Raw genomic sequence first — 18213 nt, 5'->3', positions numbered from 1 at the left:
ATGAAGACCAACCTGCTCGACTTCAACCTTCCCCAGCTCACCGACCACTTTGCCGCGATGGGCGAAAAGCCGTTCCGCGCCAAGCAGATCATGCGCTGGATGCACCAGATGGGCGAAGCCGACTTCGACGCCATGACCGACATCGCCAAGAGCCTGCGTGCCAAGCTGCACGATTGCGCCATTGTCGGTGTGCCCGATCTGATGGTGTCGCAGGAATCGGAAGATGGTACCCGCAAGTGGCTGCTCGACGTCGGCACCGGCAACGGCGTCGAAACCGTATTCATCCCCGAGGATGACCGCGGCACCTTGTGCATATCATCTCAGGTCGGCTGTGCGCTGGAGTGTACCTTCTGCTCCACCGGCCGCCAGGGCTTCAACCGCAACCTCAGTACCGCCGAGATCATCGGCCAGCTGTGGTGGGCGAACAAGGCGATGGGCGTGACGCCGAAGAACGAACGCGTGGTGTCCAACGTGGTGATGATGGGCATGGGCGAGCCGCTGGCCAACTTCGACAACGTGGTGTCGGCGCTGCAGATCATGCTCGACGATCACGGCTACGGCCTGAGCCGGCGCCGGGTGACGGTGTCGACCTCCGGCATGGTGCCGCAGATGGACCGCCTGAAAGAAGCCTGTCCGGTGGCGCTGGCCGTCAGCCTGCACGCCTCCAACGACCGCATCCGCGACGAGATCGTGCCGCTGAACAAGAAATACCCGCTGAAAGAGCTGATGGCGGCCTGTCAGCGCTATCTGGTGAAGGCACCGCGCGACTTCATCACCTTCGAGTACGTGATGCTTGACGGGGTCAACGACAGGCCGGAACATGCGCGGGAGCTGATCGCGCTGGTGCGCGACGTGCCGTGCAAGTTCAACCTGATTCCGTTCAACCCGTTCCCGAATTCCGGCTACGAGCGTTCCAGCAACAACGCGATCCGCAATTTCCGCGAAATTCTGCAGGAAGCCGGCTTCATCGTCACCGTGCGCAAGACGCGCGGCGACGACATCGACGCTGCCTGCGGCCAGCTGGCCGGCCAGGTGCAGGACAAGACCCGGCGCCAGGAAAAGTGGATACGCATCGCCGAGGAAAAAGACCAATGAAGCTAGCCCGTGTCGTCATCCTGTTGGCCACCTTGCTGGCCAGTACGCTGACATTCGCCGACGGCGCCACCCCGCGCGAGCTGGCACAGACACGGGCCCTGTTGGCAATCGAGTACATGAAGATCGGCAACATGCGCGTGGCGCTGGAAAACGCCGATCAATCCATCAAGTTTGATCCTACCTTTCAGGCCGGCTACCTCGCCCGCGCCCTGATCTACATGCAGCTGGGTGTCGACACCGAGGCGGAAGCCGCCTTCAACCGCGCGCTGAAGCTGGATGCGGCCAACCCCGAGGTCAACAATAATTTCGGCTGGTATCTGTGCAGCCGCGGCCGTTACGAAGAGGCGATTGCGCGCTTCGATCGCGCGCTGGCCGATCCGCTGTACCAGTCGCCGCAATCGGCGATGGTGAACAAGGCCACCTGCCTGGTGCGCATGGACCAGCGCCCGCTGGCCAACCAGTGGCTGCTGGCCGCACTGCGCCGCGCGCCGAATGACAGCGCCGCGTTGCGGGAACTGCTGAACTTGTCTTTGTTGGATAAAAATGTCACGCTGGCGACCTTTTATTACGAACGCCTGAAGTTTGACGAGCGTCGCATGTCGCCAGCGGAATTGATGATGGGGATTCGTCTGGCACGTTTAAAACAGGATCGGGCGATGGAGACACGCCTGGCCGATTATCTGAAAACGCGTTTTCCCGATACCGGGGAAGCCCAGATGTTGCTTAGCGGAAACTGAAAAGCATGGAAGCGGATAACCAACAACAAGACAGCACTGCCGTGGCAATCGGGCAGGAATTGCGTGCTGCCCGCGAGGGCAAGGGCCTGAGCATCGGCGAGGTCGCCGATCGCCTGAAATTGTCGGTCAAGCAGTTGAATGCCATCGAGCGCGGCGATTTCGCCAGCCTGCCGGGAGCAACCTTTGCCCGCGGCTTCGTGCGCAGCTATGCCCGTTACATGGAAATGAATGCCGATGCACTGGTGGCGCGTCTGGACCAGTGCGTGCCGCTGGATACGCCGCCAGCGGCTCTGGTGCCGGTGAACGAAGAGCCGGCCAAGGCCTCGCTGGCCTTGCCCCTGTCGCTGGGCGCGCTGCTGGTGATCGCCGGCGGCTGGTTCCTGCTGCCGGGCGCCGCCGAGCCGGAAGTGCAGTCCTCGGTGCCGCTGGCCCTGGTGCCGACGGTGGCTGATCCCGACGCCAGCGCCTTGCAGCCGACTACCTCCGACGTGGTAGCGGTCACGCCGCCGCTGGTGCAGGCATCGGCGCCGCAGCCGGCCGTACCTTCGGTGACGGCGCCTGTCGCCGTGGTGGCCTCGGCGCCAAGTGCCGCCGCCCCGGTCGCCGGGCAGGGCCGTATCGAATTGCGCGTGCGCCAGGAAGCCTGGGTGTCAATTACCGATGCCGACGGCAAGAAACTGGTATACGCCACGCTGGCCGCCAACGACAGCCGCCAGCTGCAGGGCCGACCGCCATTCCGTGTGGTGATCGGCAATGCGGCCAACGCCGAGCTGGCCTACAACGGCCAGCCGGTCGATCTGGCCGGCAAGATTCGCGGTACCACCGCCAAACTGGAACTGAACTAACACGCAGATGGACGCAACGATCAAACGCCGTCAAACCCAGCAGGTGGCCATTGGCCACGTGATGGTGGGTTCCGGGCACCCGGTGATGGTGCAGTCGATGACCAATACCGACACCGCCGACGCCACGGCCACCGTGCAGCAGGTGCAGGCGCTGGCGCAGGCCGGCTCCGAGGTGGTGCGCATTACCGTCAACAGCCCGGAGGCCGCCGCCCGCGTGGCGGAAATCCGCCAGCGGCTGGACGACCTCGGTTGCGACGTGCCGCTGGTCGGCGACTTCCATTTCAACGGCGACCGTCTGCTGAAAGACTACCCCGACTGCGCGCGCGCACTCGGCAAGTATCGCATCAACCCCGGCAACGTCGGCAAGGGCGCCAAGGGCGACGACAAGTTCGCGTTCATGATCCGCACCGCCATCGAGTACGACAAGCCGGTGCGCATCGGCGTCAACTGGGGCAGCCTGGACCAGGCGTTGCTGGCGCGGATGCTGGACGCCAATAATCATGCGGCCAACCCCAAGGCGCTGGACGTGGTGATGCGCGAGGCGCTGATCGTATCGGCGCTGGAATCTGCCGACAAGGCGATGGAGCTGGGGCTGGCCTCCGACCGTATCCTGCTGTCGTGCAAGGTCAGTAACGTGCAGGACCTGATCACCGTGTATCGCGATCTGGGCAGCCGCTGCGATTTCCCGCTGCACTTGGGCCTGACCGAGGCCGGCATGGGCAGCAAGGGCATCGTCGCCTCCAGTGCTGCGCTGGCGGTGCTGCTGCAGGAAGGCATCGGCGACACCATCCGCATTTCGCTGACCCCGCAACCGGGCGAGGCGCGCACCAAGGAGGTGGTGGTGGCGCAGGAGCTGTTGCAGACCATGGGCCTGCGCTCGTTCACGCCGCTGGTCACCGCCTGTCCCGGCTGTGGCCGCACCACCAGCACCTTTTTCCAGGAGCTGGCGGACAGTATCCAGACCTACCTGCGCGAGCAGATGCCGATCTGGCGCCTGCAGTATCCGGGGGTGGAAGACATGAAGGTGGCGGTGATGGGCTGCGTGGTCAACGGACCGGGCGAGTCCAAGCTGGCCGACATCGGTATCAGCCTGCCTGGCACCGGTGAAGTGCCGGTGGCGCCGGTATACGTCGACGGCCACAAGGACGTGACGCTGAAGGGCGATCACATCGCCACCGAGTTCAAGGCCATCGTCGACCATTACGTGCAGACCCGTTATGGCGAGGGTGGTGCCAAGCGCCGCGAAGTGGTGGCGCGCACCATCCCGATCAAGTCCGTGTAGGGCTTGCGGCCAACCTTAGAATCGAATCCAGAGAATTTCGGAAGAACAATCGTAATGGCTCAAAAGTTGCAAGCGATTCGCGGCATGAATGATGTACTGCCGGCCGAGTCGCACCAGTGGGAGTATTTTGAAAACACGCTGCGCGGCTGGCTGGCAGACTACGGCTACCAGAACATCCGCACCCCGATCGTGGAAAGCACGCCACTGTTCGTGCGCTCCATCGGCGAAGTGACCGACATCGTCGAGAAGGAAATGTATTCCTTCACCGACAGCCTGAACGGCGACTCGCTGACGCTGCGCCCGGAGGGTACTGCCGGCACCCTGCGCGCGGTGGTCGAGCACAACCTGCTGTACAACACCACGCAGAAACTGTGGTACATGGGCCCGATGTTCCGCCACGAGCGGCCGCAGAAAGGCCGCTACCGCCAGTTCCACCAGATCGGGGTCGAGGCGCTGGGCATGAACGGCCCGGACATCGACGCCGAGATCATCGCGATGACCGCTGAGCTGTGGCGTCGCCTGGGCCTAGCCGACAGCGTGCAGCTGGAAATCAATACCCTGGGCAACAAGGAAGAGCGTGCCGCGCATCGCGAGGCGCTGATCGCTTACCTCGAGCAGCACGTCGCCATCCTGGATGAAGACGGCAAGCGCCGCCTGTACAGCAACCCGCTGCGGGTGCTGGACACCAAAAATCCGGCACTGCAGGAGATGGCCAATGCCGCGCCGCGGCTGAGCGACTACCTCGGTGACGCCTCGCGCGCGCACTACGAGGGCTGGAAGGCGCTGATTGATGCGCTGGGCATCCGTTATGTGGAAAACCCGCGGCTGGTGCGCGGTCTGGACTACTACAACCAGTCGGTATTCGAGTGGGTGACCACCGAGCTGGGCGCGCAGGGTACGGTGTGCGCCGGCGGCCGCTACGACGGCCTGATCGAGCAGCTGGGCGGCAAGCCGGCGCCGGGCATCGGTTTCGGCATGGGCATGGAGCGCGTGCTGCTGTTGCTGGCCGAGAAGGGCTTGCTGCCGGCACGTCGCAGCGTCGACGTGTTCATCGTCAACCAGGGGCAGGGCGCCACCGCCTATGCCATGCAGCTGGCCCAGTCGCTGCGCATGGCCGGCCTGAGCGTGATCCAGCACATGGGCGATGCCAGCTTCAAGTCGCAAATGAAAAAGGCCGATGGCAGCGGCGCCGCAGTGGCGCTGATCATCGGTGAAAACGAAGTGGCGACGGCGCAGGTGGTGATCAAGCCATTGCGTGCCGACGCCGCGCAGGAAACCGTTGCCGCGGCCGACGTGGCCGCGGCGGTTTCCCGCTTCAAGTCTTGACGAGGGGGATGCATGGCTTTCGATTTGCAGGAACAGGAACAGATTGACTGGATCAAGACCTTCTGGGCACAGTGGGGCAAGCTGCTTTCCGCGGTCGTGCTGGCGGTGTTGCTGTCCTATCTGGGTTACAAGGGCTGGCAGATGTACCGTGCGGCAGAAAGCGCCAAGGCGGTCACCATCTATACGCAGCTGGAACAGCAGGTCCAGGCCGGCACGCTCGACAAGGTCAAGGCCACCGCTGCCGCGCTGCAAAGCGCGCATCCCGGCTCCGCCTATGCCGCCAATGCGGCACTGCTGGCGGCCAAGGCCGCCTTCGACAAGGGCGATCTCGCCTTTGCCCGTGCCCAGCTGAAGTGGCTGCTAGCCAGCGGCCAGCAGGACGAATCGTTGCAGGCGGTTGCCCACCTGCGTCTGGCGACCGTGCTGCTCGACGAAAAGCAGTACGATGCGGCACTGGCCGAGCTGGCACAGGCGCATCCGGCCAGTTTTGATACGCTGTTCCTGGATCTGAAGGGCGATGTGCTGGTGGCGCGTGGCGATGTGTCCGGTGCCCGTGACAGCTACAAGGCCGCACTGGCCAAGGCGTCGCCGGATGCAACTTTGCGCGACTTTATCCAGACCAAGCTCGACTCCCTGGGAAATTGATCATGAAGCGACGTCTCATTTGTGCCGCCCTTGTTTTGCCGTTGCTGAGCGGTTGCGCCAGCTGGTTTGAAGGTTCGGTCGGTTTCGAGCCGACGCCGTTGCAGCCGGTTGCGCAGCAAGGCGTGCTGAAGGTGCAGTGGCAGGCCAGCGTGCCGGCGGCGGAGGGCGGTCTGTTCACGCCGTTCTATGATCAGGGCTTGCTGTGGGTGGCCGGTGGTGACGGCAAGGTCAGCGCCATCAACGTTCTGAACGGCAGCCAGAGCCGCTGGTTCGACTTCGAGCAGAAGCTCAGCGCCGGCGTCGCCATCGCCGACAAGCTGATTTTTGCCGGCAACGACCAAGGCAAGCTGGTTGCGGCCAACCTTGAGACCGGCAAGATCGTGTGGGAACAGACGCTGACCAGCGTGCTGGCCGAGCCACCGCAGGTCGGTGGCAAGGCGGTGGTGACGCGCAGCAACGACGGTCGCATCAGTGCTTTTGACATCCAGAGCGGTCGCCAGTTGTGGACCGAGTGGCAACCATTGCCGACGCTGACCGTCAAACAGACCACGCCGCAGCTGAAGGTGGAAGGTGACGACGTGCTGCTGGTCGGCTCCGCCTCCGGCAAGCTGGCGGTGTATGCACTGGAACAGGGGCGCATGCTGTGGGAAGCGGTAGTTGCTTCGCCGCGGGGCGCCAGTGAACTGGAACGGGTGACTGACGTGGTCAGTCAGCCGGTTTTTGATGGCCGCCGCGTTTGCGCTGTGGCCTATCAGGGGCGGATCGGCTGCTTCGAGGCCCGTGGCGGCGAGCAGGCGTGGGCGCGCGAGCTGGCCAGCAGCCGCGGCCTGTCGATGGATGCCAAGGGTGTGTATTCCACTGCCGATGACGGCTCGATCTGGGCGTTCGACCCGGATACCGGCCGTAACCTGTGGAAGCAGGACGCACTGCGTTATCGCAACGTGACCGCCCCGGTAAAGCTGGGTAATAACTTACTGGCAGTAGATGGTGAGGGCTATGCACATTTGCTCTCGCCTGTTGATGGACAAATCGTTGGCCGCAGCCAGCTGAAGGTGGAAGGAACCATTGCACGCCCGCTCGTGCTCGGCAATATTGCCTACGTTCTCGACACCAACGGCACCTTGTCGGCGGTCACACTCTAAAAGCAGTGCTGAATGAAACCGACTATTGCCCTGGTAGGGCGCCCCAATGTGGGCAAATCGACCCTGTTCAACCGTCTGACCCGTTCGCGCGATGCGCTGGTAGCGGATCAGCCGGGTCTTACCCGTGACCGTCATTACGGCCACGGCCGTGTCGGCAGCAAGCCGTACCTGGTGATCGATACCGGCGGCTTCGAGCCGGTGGTGGACGAGGGCATCCTGTTCGAAATGGCCAAGCAGACGCTGCAGGCTGTGGACGAGGCCGACGCCATCGTGTTCCTGGTGGATGGCCGTACCGGCATCACGCCGCAGGACAAGATCATCGCCAATCGCCTGCGCCGCAGCAACCAGCCGGTTTATCTGGTAGTGAACAAGGCCGAAGGCATGCGTAGCGCGGTCGCCACCGCCGAGTTCCACGAACTGGCGCTGGGCGAACCGCTGTCGATCTCCGCCTCGCACGGTGACGGCGTGCGCGAACTGATGGAAATGGTGCTGGAACACTTCCCGGATGCCGAGGAAGAGCCGAAGGTCAACCATCCTAAGTTCGTCATCATCGGCCGCCCCAACGTCGGCAAATCGACGCTGGTGAATGCGGTGCTGGGTGAAGACCGCGTGATCGCCTTCGACCAGGCCGGTACCACCCGCGACAGCATCTACATCGATTTCGAGCGCGAAGGCCGCCAGTACACCATCATCGACACCGCCGGCGTGCGCCGTCGTGGCAAGGTGGACGAGGCGATCGAGAAGTTCTCGGTGATCAAGACCATGCAGGCGATCGAAGACGCCAACGTGGCGGTGCTGGTGCTGGACGCGCAGCTCGACATTTCCGAGCAGGACGCCACCATCGCCGGTTTTGCGCTGGAGGCCGGTCGGGCGCTGGTGGTCGCGGTGAACAAGTGGGACAACCTCGACAATCACCAGAAGGAAACCATCAAGCACGAGATCGCGCGCAAGCTCGGTTTCCTTGATTTTGCCAAGTTTCACTACATCTCGGCGCTGGAGCGCAAGGGGGTTGCCGACCTGTTCAAGTCGATCGACGACGCCTACCGCGCGGCCATGACCAAGCTGCAGACGCCGAAGCTGACCCGCATTCTGCAATTGGCCGTCGAGCGCCAGCTGCCGCCGCGGACCGGTCCGATTCGTCCAAAACTGCGCTACGCCCACCAGGGCGGCATGAACCCGCCGATCATCGTGGTGCACGGCAATGCGCTGAGCAAGATTCCGGACAGCTACACCCGTTATCTGGAAAACATGTTCCGTAAAGCTTTTCAGCTGCAAGGCACGCCGCTGCGGGTACAATACAAGTCCAATACCAACCCCTTTGAGAAGGAAGCAACAGGCACCAAGCCGAGTTTGCTGGTTCACAAGGGCCGAAAATAGTACGGCGGTTTTTTTTATGCTAAAAAGAGTCTTAGCGCCGCTTGCTAGTAACGAAATTACAATTCCACGAAATCGGAGAACAAAATGAGCTCTAAAGGGCAAATGTTACAAGACCCGTTCCTTAATATCCTGCGTAAGGAGCATGTGCCGGTTTCCATCTACCTCGTCAACGGCATCAAGTTGCAAGGCCAGATCGAGTCGTTCGACCAGTATGTGGTGCTGCTGAAAAACACGGTAACCCAGATGGTTTACAAGCATGCCATTTCTACCGTGGTGCCAGCGCGTCCGGTAAACATCCCGCATGACAATCACGGCACCAAGTCCGACGCTGCCGACGCTTGAGTCACTGCCTGTCCCGCCTGAATGCCGGTCCGGCAAGCGATTGCCGACCGGTTTTCCCCCTCAGAAAGATCTTTCGTGTTTGATCGCCCGGATCTAGGAGACATCGCCGTACTGGTCTGTCTCGACTTTGGTGCGCCCGACTATGACGAGGGTGTACAGGAATGCGTTGACCTGGTGCGCAGTGCCGGTGTCACCGTGGCCGGTACCATCCATGGCAAACGCCAGCGTCCCGATGCCGCGCTGTTCGCCGGCAAAGGCAAGGTCGAGGAGATCGCCGCCCTGGTCAAAGCGGTGGCGGCCAACGTGGTGATCTTCAATCACGCTCTGGGGCCCGGGCAGGAACGCAATCTGGAGCGCGTGCTGCAGTGTCGCGTCGTCGATCGTGTCACCCTGATTCTGGATATCTTTGCCCAGCGCGCCCGCAGTCACGAAGGCAAACTGCAGGTCGAACTGGCGCAGTTGTCCCACCTGTCGACCCGTCTCGTGCGCGGCTGGACCCACCTCGAGCGGCAAAAGGGGGGCATAGGCCTGCGCGGGCCGGGCGAGACCCAGCTGGAAACCGACCGCCGCCTGCTCGGCTTGCGCGTGAAGATGCTGAAGGATCGTCTGGCTGCGGTTGCCCGCCAGCGCAAGACGCAGCGCCGTAGCCGCGAGCGCTCCGGATTGCAGTCGGTATCGATTGTCGGCTATACCAATGCAGGCAAGTCCACCTTGTTCAATGCGATGACCAAGGCGCAGGCCTATGCTGCGGATCAGCTGTTTGCGACACTGGATACCACCAGTCGCAAGCTGTATCTCAGCCCGGAGCTGTCCATCGTGCTGTCCGATACCGTGGGCTTCATCCGCGACCTGCCACACTCGCTGGTGGCGGCGTTCCGTGCCACGCTGGAGGAAACGATCCAGGCCGACATGCTGCTGCATGTGGTCGACTCGGCGTCGCCGGACAAGGATCGCCAGATCGAGGAGGTGGACAAGGTACTGGCCGAGATCGGTGCCAGCAGTACGCCCCAGTTACTGGTGTGGAACAAGACCGACTTGCGTGGCTTGCCACCGCAGATCGAACGCGGCGAACATGGCGAGCCGGTCGCGGTCCGCGTTTCGGCGCTGGCCGGCGAAGGGCTGGAACTCTTGCGGCAGGCGATTGCCGAACGGCTGCACGGCTTTAATAATGACCATAACATAGAAGATCGAGACCGCTATGGCACAGAATGATCCTAACTGGGGTGGTAAACGTCCGAACGATGGCCCGCCGGATCTGGACGAAATTTTCCGCAAGCTGAACCAGCGCCTGTCGCGCCTGCTGGGTAACCGTGGTCCGGATGAAGAGCCGCCGGTTGGTAATGGCGGCGGCAGTGGCGAGTCGCCACGCGGCATGCGCTTTGGCGCTGCCGGCGTGCTGGCGGCACTGGCCGGCCTGTGGTTGCTGAGCGGTTTCTACATCGTCGATGCCCGCGAGCAGGGTGTGGTGCTGCGCATGGGCAGCTTCAACCGCACGACCGACTCCGGCCTGCAATGGCGCGCACCGTATCCGTTCGAAACGGTGGAAATCGTCAACCTGACCGAGGTGCGCAGCATCGAGGTCGGTTACCGTGGCAGTGCCAAGAACCGCATCAATGAAGAGTCGCTGATGCTCACCGAAGACCAGAACATCATCGATGTGCAGCTGTCGGTGCAGTACGACGTCAAGGACGCGCGTGACTTCCTGTTCAACAACCTGGCCACCGAGGCGGATGCCCGCGACGTGGTGAAGCAGGCGACGGAAACGGCGATTCGCGAAGTGGTCGGCCGCAACAAGGTTGATTTCGTGCTCAACGAGGGTCGTGCCCAGATCGCGGCCGATACCCAGCGGATCATTCAGTCGATTCTGGATCGCTACAAGCTGGGCGTGCGGGTAGCCAAGGTCAACATCAACGGCGTGCAACCGCCGGAGCCGGTGCTGGCAGCGTTCGATGACGCGGTAAAGGCTGGCCAGGATAAGGAAAAACTGCGTAACGACGGTGTCGCTTACGCCAATGATGTGGTGCCGAAGGCCAAGGGTATGGCCGCGCGCCTGTTGGAAGAGGCCGAAGGCTATCGCCAGAACGTGGTGGCCACCGCCGAGGGTGATGCCGCACGTTTCAACAGCGTGCTGTCGGAATACGCCAAGGCGCCGAAGGTGATGCGCGACCGCCTGTACTTCGACATGATGCAGCAGGTGATGAGCAATACCACCAAGGTGCTGGTTGACCAGAAGGGTGGCAACAACCTGCTGTACCTGCCACTGGACAAGCTGATCCAGCAGTCCAGTGTCGCTGCGCCGTCGCTCCCGTCCGGCAGCGCCGCACAGCCTGCCGAGGTGCCGCCGGTGGTGGCCCCCGTCGCGCCGTCTTCGTCCGGTTCCACCAGCCGCGATGTGACTCGCGGGCGTAACTAATAACAGGAGCCCCCATGGAACGACTTCTTCCTTCTTTGATCGGTGTGGCAGTTCTGTTGCTGATTGCCTCATCGTCGCTGTTTACCGTAGACCAGCGCCAGTTCGCGATGGTGTTCCAGTTTGGCGAGGTGGTGCGGGTCATCGAGCAGCCCGGCATCCAGTTCAAGGTGCCGGTGTTGCAGAACGTGCGTTACTACGATCGCCGCATCCAGACGATCGACCCGGAAGAGCCGGAGCTGTTCAACACCCGCGAAAAGAAAAACGTGCTGGTGGACAGCTTCGTCAAGTGGCGCGTGCGTGATGTCGAGCAGTTCTACAAGAGCGTGGGCGGCAACGAGCTGGCAGCGGTGGCTCGTCTGAAGCAAACCATTAACGACGGCCTGCGCGCCGAATTCGGCCAGAAGAGTGTTGCCGATGTCGTATCTGGCCAGCGCGACCAAGTCATGGAGGATGTTCGCAAGAAGGCCAACCTCGATGCGCAAAAAATTGGTATGGAAATTCTGGATGTGCGCTTAAAAAGAGTCGACTTTCCGGATAAAATCAGTGCTTCGGTTTTTGAGCGGATGAATTCCGAGCGTCGTACCGTGGCCAGCCAGTTGCGCAGTGAAGGCGCGGCCGAGGCCGAGCGTATCCGTGCCGATGCCGACCGCCAGCGCGAAGTGCTGCTGGCCGAGGCCTATCGCAAGGCGCAGACGATGAAGGGCGAGGGCGATGCCCGGGCCGGTGCGATTTATGCGCAGGCCTACGGCAAGAATCCGGAGTTCTACGCTTTCTGGCGCAGCATGGATGCCTACAAGCAGACGATGCGCAACAAGAGCGATGTGCTGGTGCTGGATCCAAGCTCCGAGTTCTTCAAGTACTTCAAGAGCACCAAGCCCGCGGCCAAGTAAGCGCGGGAACGAGCCGGGGATAGACGGCAAGCTTATCAACAAGGCGGGATCGCGAATCCCGCCTTTTATTGTGTGTAGAGATAGATGCGTAATTGGCTGTTACCCGAATATGTTGCGGACATCCTGCCGGCCACCGCCCGTCAGGTTGAGTCTGCCAAGGCATCGATGCTTGAGCTGTTTCGTACCTCCGGCTACGAACTGGTCCTGCCGCCGCTGATTGAATACTACGATGCACTGGTGACTCCGGAAGACGGCGCTCTGGCGATCAAGACCTTCAAGCTGGATGACCATTTCTCCGGTCGCCAGCTGGGGCTGCGAGCCGACATCACGCCGCAGGTGGCGCGTATCGATGCCCATCTGCTGTCACAGCGCACCGGCGTGACCCGCCTGTGCTACGCCGGCAGCGTGGTGCACTCGCGTCCGGACGGGCTGATGAGTTCGCGCGAGCCGCTGCAGGTTGGTGCCGAACTATACGGCTATGCCGGCATCGAGGCCGACCTGGAAATCATTCGCCTGATGCTGACCTCGCTGCGCCAGATCGGCGTCGAAGGTCTGCGCCTGGATGTCGGTCATATGGGCCTGTTCCGTGGTCTGGTGCAGGCGGCCGGTCTTGGTCACGAGCTGTCTGCCGAGGTGTTCTCGGTACTGCAGGCCAAGGATCAGTCGACGCTGCGCGAATTGCTGGTCGATGTCACCGAGCCGTATCGCAGCGCCTTCCTCGCCCTGCCGGAGCTGTACGGCTCGCGCGTGGTGCTGGACAAGGCGCGTACCCGCCTGCCGTCGCTGCCGGAAGTCGAACTCGGCCTGATGCAGTTGGCCGCGGTGGCCAGCTCGCTGGAAAGCGAGGTCGAGCTCAATTTTGACCTCACCGAATTGCGCGGCACCCACTACCACAACGGCCTGATGTTTGCCGCCTACGCCCCTGGCTGGGCGGAAGAGCTGGCGCGTGGCGGCCGTTACGACAACGTTGGCCGCCGTTTCGGCCGTGCCCGTCCGGCAACCGGTTTCAGTCTCGATCTGCGTGACCTGATCCGTATCCTGCCGCAGAACGAAAGTGCCAAGGGAATCAAGCTTGCGGCCAACCTGTTGCCGCAAGCGACAATAAAAGTGGCCGAACTGCGTGCGCGCGGCGAGAAGGTCATTGTGGATTATCTGGGCGAGTCTGCGGCCGCCCTGAATTGTGATCGTGAACTGGTCAAGGCTGGTGAAAACTGGCAGCTTGTACCGTTTAAGTAATTTGATTTCTGAAGAGAAGAGGTTTACCAATGTCCAAGAATGTCGTCGTAATCGGCACCCAGTGGGGTGACGAGGGCAAGGGCAAGATTGTTGACTGGCTGACAGACCATGCTCGCGGTGTTGTCCGCTTCCAGGGTGGTCACAACGCTGGTCATACTCTGGTTGTGAATGGCAAAAAGACCGTGTTGCGCTTGATCCCGTCGGGCATTCTGCGTGCTGGCGTCGAGTGCTTCATCGGCAACGGTGTGGTGCTGTCGCCGGAGGCGCTGCTCAAGGAAATCGACGAGCTGGAAACCGCCGGCGTCAATGTCGCCAGCCGCCTGAAGATCGCCGAAGCCTGCCCGTTGATCTTGCCGTACCACGTGGCGCTGGATCTGGCGCGCGAAGCGGCCAAGGGTGCTGGCAAGATCGGTACCACCGGTCGCGGCATCGGCCCGGCTTACGAAGACAAGGTGGCGCGCCGTGCGCTGCGCGTGATCGACCTGTTCGATCGCGAAGCCTTTGCCGCCAAGCTGAAGGAAAACGTCGACTACTACAACTTCCAGCTGACCGAATACTTCAAGGTCGAGCCGGTAAGCTACGAAGCGATCCTGGAGCAGACCATGCTGCTGGCCGAGCGCATCAAGCCGATGGTGGCCGATGTGTCGCGCACGCTGTACGACCTAAACCAGGCCGACGTACCGCTGCTGTTCGAAGGCGCGCAAGGCACGCTGCTGGACATCGACCACGGTACCTACCCGTTCGTGACTTCGTCCAACTGTGTGGCCGGTGCCGCTGCGCCTGGCGCCGGTGTGGCACCGCAGATGCTCAACTACGTGCTGGGTATCGTGAAGGGTTACACTACCCGCGTCGGCTCCGGTCCGTTCCCGACCGAGCAGGACAACGAAATCGGTGCCTTCCTGGCCAAGCGTGGTAACGAGTTCGGCTCGGTCACCGGTCGCCCGCGTCGTTGCGGCTGGTTCGATGCCGCGGCGCTAAAGCGCTCGATCCAGATCAATGGTGTCTCCGGCCTGTGCGTGACCAAGCTGGACGTGATGGACGGCTTGGAAGAAATCAAGCTGTGTGTCGGCTACACCCTGGATGGCAAGCAGGTTGATATCCTGCCGTTCGGCTCCGATGCGGTGACCAAGTGCCAGCCGGTGTACGAGACGTTGCCAGGCTGGAGTGAGTCCACCTTCGGCACCAAGCGCTGGGAAGATCTGCCTGCCAATGCGCAAGCCTACCTGACCCGTATCGCCGAAGTATGTGGTGCACCGGTGGACATCGTGTCGACCGGTCCGGATCGCGAAGAAACCATCGTTCTGCGTCATCCTTACGGTCTGTAATGGTGCCGCTGTTGCCACGTAAGAGCCCGCTTCGGCGGGCTTTTTTGCGTCTGCGGCAAGCACTGTGGCGATTGACAAAGGTTGGCCGCAGTACTGAGCTCAGGTGCGCTAGCTACGCTGCGGTGCTGCGTGATGGCTAGTTGAGTGGTAGGTGGGGATGGGGCAAGGCTTGTGTCGGGGTAATACATGACGCCAGCGACGGCAGTGTGGGTGGTGACAGGCTGGCCGGTGCAGGTGGGCGAGGACGAGACGAGTTGCTACGGTTTTTGCTGCGCAAACGCAAAAACACCGTTGAGATGTCTCAACGGTGTTTTTGTTTTGGTGCCCAAGAGAAGACTCGAACTTCCACACCCTTGCGGGCGCTAGGACCTGAACCTAGTGCGTCTACCAATTCCGCCACCTGGGCAAAAACTTTACTGCTTCTACTGCTTCAAGCAACAGCCCGTTTGCACGTACTGCATTAATTCTGTTGGTGCCCAAGAGAAGACTCGAACTTCCACACCCTTGCGGGCGCTAGGACCTGAACCTAGTGCGTCTACCAATTCCGCCACCTGGGCCAACCAGATTTTTCAGCTATACATATTGCATCAATCAACTACAGTTGAATGGTGCCCAAGAGAAGACTCGAACTTCCACACCCTTGCGGGCGCTAGGACCTGAACCTAGTGCGTCTACCAATTCCGCCACCTGGGCTATGCATTTGCTGTATCATCGTTTTCACTGCGTTGCAGCGGTAGCGATGAAGCCCTGCATTATAAGGACGTTTTTGGACGTGTCAATGGTTATTACTAAAAAATCTTCCCCTGAGCCGGCTATTCGCCTGTCTGACCCATTTCTGGAGCGGGAAAAGTCCCAATATAACAATCCCTTGCCTAGTCGGGAGTTTGTTTTGCAAATTCTTGCGCAGCAGGGGGTGCCGATGCAATTTGGCGAGCTTGCCGCCGTGCTGGAAATCACCGAAGAAGAGCAGCCATTATTCGAACGCCGCTTGCGTGCGATGGAGCGAGCCGGACAAGTGCTGATCAATCGCAAGGGCGAGGTCTGTGTTGCCGACAAGCTGGATTTACTGCCGTGCCGTGTTAGCGGCCACAAGGACGGCTTTGGCTTCGCGGTGCCGGATGGCGTCACCGGCGAGGATATCTATCTGCCTGAGCGCGAGATGCGCAAGGCGATGCATGGCGATCACGTCATGGTGCGGCTGGCTGGTACCGATCGTCGCGGCCGCCGCGAAGGGCGCATTGTCGAGGTGCTGGAGCGGGCGCAGGCAAAGCTGGTCGCTCGCGCCTACTTCGATCACGGTGTCGGCGTGGCCAAGGCCGAGGATCGCCGCATTGGTCAGGAGCTGCTGCTGGAGCCGGAAGGGCACGGCGGTGCCGGACATGGCCAGGTGGTGATGCTGGAGATCGTTTCCTATCCCGATGAGCATCGCCCGGCAATCGCCAAGGTTATCGAAGTGCTGGGCAACTACGCCGACCCAGGCATGGAGATCGAGGTGGCGCTGCGCAAGCATGACCTGCCGCATGTATTCTCCGATGCCGCACTGGCGCAAGCGGCCGCGACGCCGGCCAAGGTACGCAAGAAGGATTTGGACAAATCACGGGTTGACCTGCGTTCCTTGCCGCTGGTGACCATCGACGGCGAAACGGCGCGCGATTTCGACGATGCCGTTTTTGCCGAGCGCCAGGGGAAGGGTTTCCGGCTGGTGGTGGCGATTGCTGATGTTAGCCACTACGTGCAACCGGGTGATGCGCTGGATGACGACGCCGTGGCACGTGGCACCTCGGTGTACTTCCCACGACGGGTGATCCCGATGCTGCCGGAGGCGCTGTCGAACGGCATTTGTTCGCTGAATGCCAATGTCGATCGTCTGTGCATGGTGGCCGACATGCAGATTTCGGCGAAAGGCAAGATCAAGGGTTATCGCTTCTACCCGGCGGTGATGAACTCCAAGGCGCGGCTGACTTACACCCAAGTGTGGGATTGGCTGCAGCAGGGCAGTGACAGTCCGTTGTTGCCGCAATTGCAGACCCTGCATCAGCTGTTCCAGGTGTTGTTGGCCGCGCGTACCCGCCGTGGTGCCATCGAGTTTGAAAGTGTCGAGACGCAGATGGTGTTCAACGAGCACGGCAAGATCGACAAGATCGTGCCGGTGACGCGTAATGATGCCCACCGTCTGATCGAGGAGTGCATGCTTGCGGCCAACGTTTGTGCGGCTGACATCCTGCTCAAGAACCGGCACAAGTGCCTGTTCCGCATTCATGAGGGGCCGACGCCGGAAAAACTGCTCAATCTGCGCAATTATTTGCGTCTGCTGGGGTTGGCGCTGGGGGGCGAAGACAAGCCGACGCCCAAGGACTATGCCGAGCTGGCGGAAAAAGTCGCCGTGCGTCCGGATGCGCCGGTGGTGCAGACCATGATGCTGCGTTCGATGCAGCAGGCGGTGTACGCACCGGACAATGTCGGCCACTTCGGTCTGGCTTACGACGCCTATACCCACTTCACCTCCCCGATCCGCCGCTATCCCGATTTGCTGGTACATCGTGCCATCAAGGCAGTGCTGGCCGGTGGCAAGTACAAACCGGGCAAGTGGTTGGCGTTGGGAGAGCATTGCTCGATGACGGAGCGCCGCGCCGATGATGCCAGTCGCGAAGTGCAGGCCTGGCTGAAAACCTACTATATGCAGGACAAGGTGGGCGAAGTATTCAGCGGCAAGATCAGTGCGGTGACCGGCTTTGGCGTCTTCGTATTGCTGGATGATCTTTATGTCGAGGGTCTGTTGCACATTTCCGAGCTGGGTAAGGACTACTTCCACTTCAAGAAAGAACAGCAAGCCATTGTTGGCGAAAAGAGCGGGCTGCAATACCGGCTAGGGGATGCGGTGCAGGTGCGGGTGGTGCGGGCGAACCTGGAGACGGTACAGGTCGAGTTTGCGCTGGCAACCCGTGGCGTACCGGTTGGTGGTGAGGAAAAGACACCGGCCAAGCGTAAGCCGTCGCGCAGTCGCTTGAAAGCAAAACCGCTCGCAGCTGCGGCGGTGGTAGAGGACGTGCCTCCGCTTGCGGAAGAAGTGGTGCCGACTGAGTTGCCGCCTCCGGTGCCGGCTCGTCGTCAACCGGCACGCAATCGTCGGGCAAAGCCAGCTGTTGCGCCGGAAGTGGTGGTGGCCGGTGTGGCTCTGCCAGCGGACACCCCTGCGCCGGTCTCAACGCCAGCGGTTGAGTCGACTCCGGATCCGGTTGCAGCAAAGCGTCCTCCGCGCCGTCGTCGCTCTCCGTGATTCATCATTTTTTGACTCGCCAAGGTTGGCCGCAGTGCTTGCGGCCAACCTTTTTCATTTTTCTTGGTGGTGTGGTGGCTGTGAAATCAACGGGTTGCCGATTTGGTGCTGGAAAGTGCGCTTTGGGGTGTTGACGCGGGTGGTCGGCTTCGCTATAGTTCTCCTCCTCAGCTGACGCCGCAAACGAAACGCGGTTCAGCACTGCTCTTTAACAGAACGAATAACCGATAGGTGTAAGTGTCTGGCCAAGCCAAATACTTGCACTGCAATGATTCTTAGGA

At 61.5% G+C, this 18213-nt stretch carries 15 protein-coding genes and 3 tRNA genes; 15 read left to right on the top strand and 3 right to left on the bottom strand.

Features of this window, described 5'->3' with window-relative positions; genetic code table 11:
• The 14 genes from rlmN (at window position 1) to PQU89_RS15720 (ending at window position 14655) form a co-directional block, all read left to right on the top strand.
• Entirely contained in the window at window positions 1–1095 is a 1095-nt protein-coding gene (gene rlmN, locus PQU89_RS15785) for a dual-specificity RNA methyltransferase RlmN (protein WP_047966117.1), read from the top strand.
• Window positions 1092–1832: a type IV pilus biogenesis/stability protein PilW gene (pilW, locus tag PQU89_RS15780; RefSeq protein ID WP_272766640.1), complete on the top strand. Its 741-nt coding sequence runs from the start codon at window positions 1092–1094 to the stop codon at window positions 1830–1832. Before rlmN ends, pilW begins: the two co-directional genes overlap by 4 nt.
• 5 nt (window positions 1833–1837) lie before the next feature.
• A complete protein-coding gene (locus tag PQU89_RS15775; protein ID WP_272766639.1) occupies window positions 1838–2677 on the top strand; it encodes a RodZ domain-containing protein in 840 nt (279 codons plus the stop codon).
• A 7-nt stretch (window positions 2678–2684) separates the two neighbouring features.
• Window positions 2685–3959: a flavodoxin-dependent (E)-4-hydroxy-3-methylbut-2-enyl-diphosphate synthase gene (gene ispG / locus PQU89_RS15770; protein WP_272766638.1), complete on the top strand. Its 1275-nt coding sequence runs from the start codon at window positions 2685–2687 to the stop codon at window positions 3957–3959.
• Between the two features lie 54 nt (window positions 3960–4013).
• On the top strand, window positions 4014–5285 hold the full coding sequence (hisS, locus tag PQU89_RS15765) for a histidine--tRNA ligase (RefSeq protein WP_272766637.1): 1272 nt from the start codon (window positions 4014–4016) through the stop codon (window positions 5283–5285).
• Window positions 5286–5297: 12 nt separating this feature from the next.
• Window positions 5298–5930, top strand: coding sequence for a YfgM family protein (locus PQU89_RS15760; RefSeq protein ID WP_272766636.1), 633 nt, complete (start codon window positions 5298–5300; stop codon window positions 5928–5930).
• A 2-nt stretch (window positions 5931–5932) separates the two neighbouring features.
• Complete coding sequence (gene bamB, locus PQU89_RS15755) at window positions 5933–7072, top strand: outer membrane protein assembly factor BamB (protein ID WP_272766635.1); 1140 nt, start codon at window positions 5933–5935, stop codon at window positions 7070–7072.
• A 12-nt stretch (window positions 7073–7084) separates the two neighbouring features.
• Window positions 7085–8449, top strand: a complete 1365-nt coding sequence (der, locus tag PQU89_RS15750) for a ribosome biogenesis GTPase Der (RefSeq protein ID WP_047966111.1) — start codon at window positions 7085–7087, stop codon at window positions 8447–8449.
• Between the two features lie 84 nt (window positions 8450–8533).
• Entirely contained in the window at window positions 8534–8791 is a 258-nt protein-coding gene (gene hfq / locus PQU89_RS15745) for an RNA chaperone Hfq (protein ID WP_272766634.1), read from the top strand.
• Between the two features lie 75 nt (window positions 8792–8866).
• Entirely contained in the window at window positions 8867–10003 is a 1137-nt protein-coding gene (hflX, locus tag PQU89_RS15740) for a ribosome rescue GTPase HflX (protein WP_272766633.1), read from the top strand.
• Window positions 9990–11204 (top strand): FtsH protease activity modulator HflK, encoded by a 1215-nt coding sequence (gene hflK / locus PQU89_RS15735; RefSeq protein WP_272766632.1) that lies wholly within the window; start codon window positions 9990–9992, stop codon window positions 11202–11204. The genes hflX and hflK overlap by 14 nt, the downstream gene beginning before the upstream one ends.
• 14 nt (window positions 11205–11218) lie before the next feature.
• On the top strand, window positions 11219–12094 hold the full coding sequence (gene hflC, locus PQU89_RS15730; RefSeq protein ID WP_047966107.1) for a protease modulator HflC: 876 nt from the start codon (window positions 11219–11221) through the stop codon (window positions 12092–12094).
• An 84-nt stretch (window positions 12095–12178) separates the two neighbouring features.
• Window positions 12179–13330, top strand: a complete 1152-nt coding sequence (locus tag PQU89_RS15725; protein WP_272766631.1) for an ATP phosphoribosyltransferase regulatory subunit — start codon at window positions 12179–12181, stop codon at window positions 13328–13330.
• A gap of 29 nt (window positions 13331–13359) precedes the next feature.
• Window positions 13360–14655 (top strand): adenylosuccinate synthase, encoded by a 1296-nt coding sequence (locus PQU89_RS15720; protein ID WP_120811934.1) that lies wholly within the window; start codon window positions 13360–13362, stop codon window positions 14653–14655.
• 319 nt (window positions 14656–14974) lie between these two features.
• Here the strand turns inward: PQU89_RS15720 and PQU89_RS15715 are convergent.
• From PQU89_RS15715 to PQU89_RS15705, 3 genes are all read right to left on the bottom strand, one after another.
• A tRNA-Leu gene (locus PQU89_RS15715) sits at window positions 14975–15061 on the bottom strand.
• Between the two features lie 64 nt (window positions 15062–15125).
• Window positions 15126–15212 (bottom strand) — tRNA-Leu (locus PQU89_RS15710).
• A gap of 49 nt (window positions 15213–15261) precedes the next feature.
• A tRNA-Leu gene (locus PQU89_RS15705) sits at window positions 15262–15348 on the bottom strand.
• A gap of 85 nt (window positions 15349–15433) precedes the next feature.
• Between PQU89_RS15705 and rnr the strand changes: the two genes are divergently transcribed.
• Window positions 15434–17932: a ribonuclease R gene (gene rnr / locus PQU89_RS15700; RefSeq protein ID WP_272766757.1), complete on the top strand. Its 2499-nt coding sequence runs from the start codon at window positions 15434–15436 to the stop codon at window positions 17930–17932.
• Window positions 17933–18213: the final 281 nt, after the last annotated feature.

The organism is Vogesella indigofera, assembly GCF_028548395.1.
GTDB classification, from domain to species: domain Bacteria; phylum Pseudomonadota; class Gammaproteobacteria; order Burkholderiales; family Chromobacteriaceae; genus Vogesella; species Vogesella indigofera_A.
The sequence above is the reverse complement of the archived record's forward strand: the minus strand, read 5'-3'. Positions and strand labels throughout refer to the sequence as shown.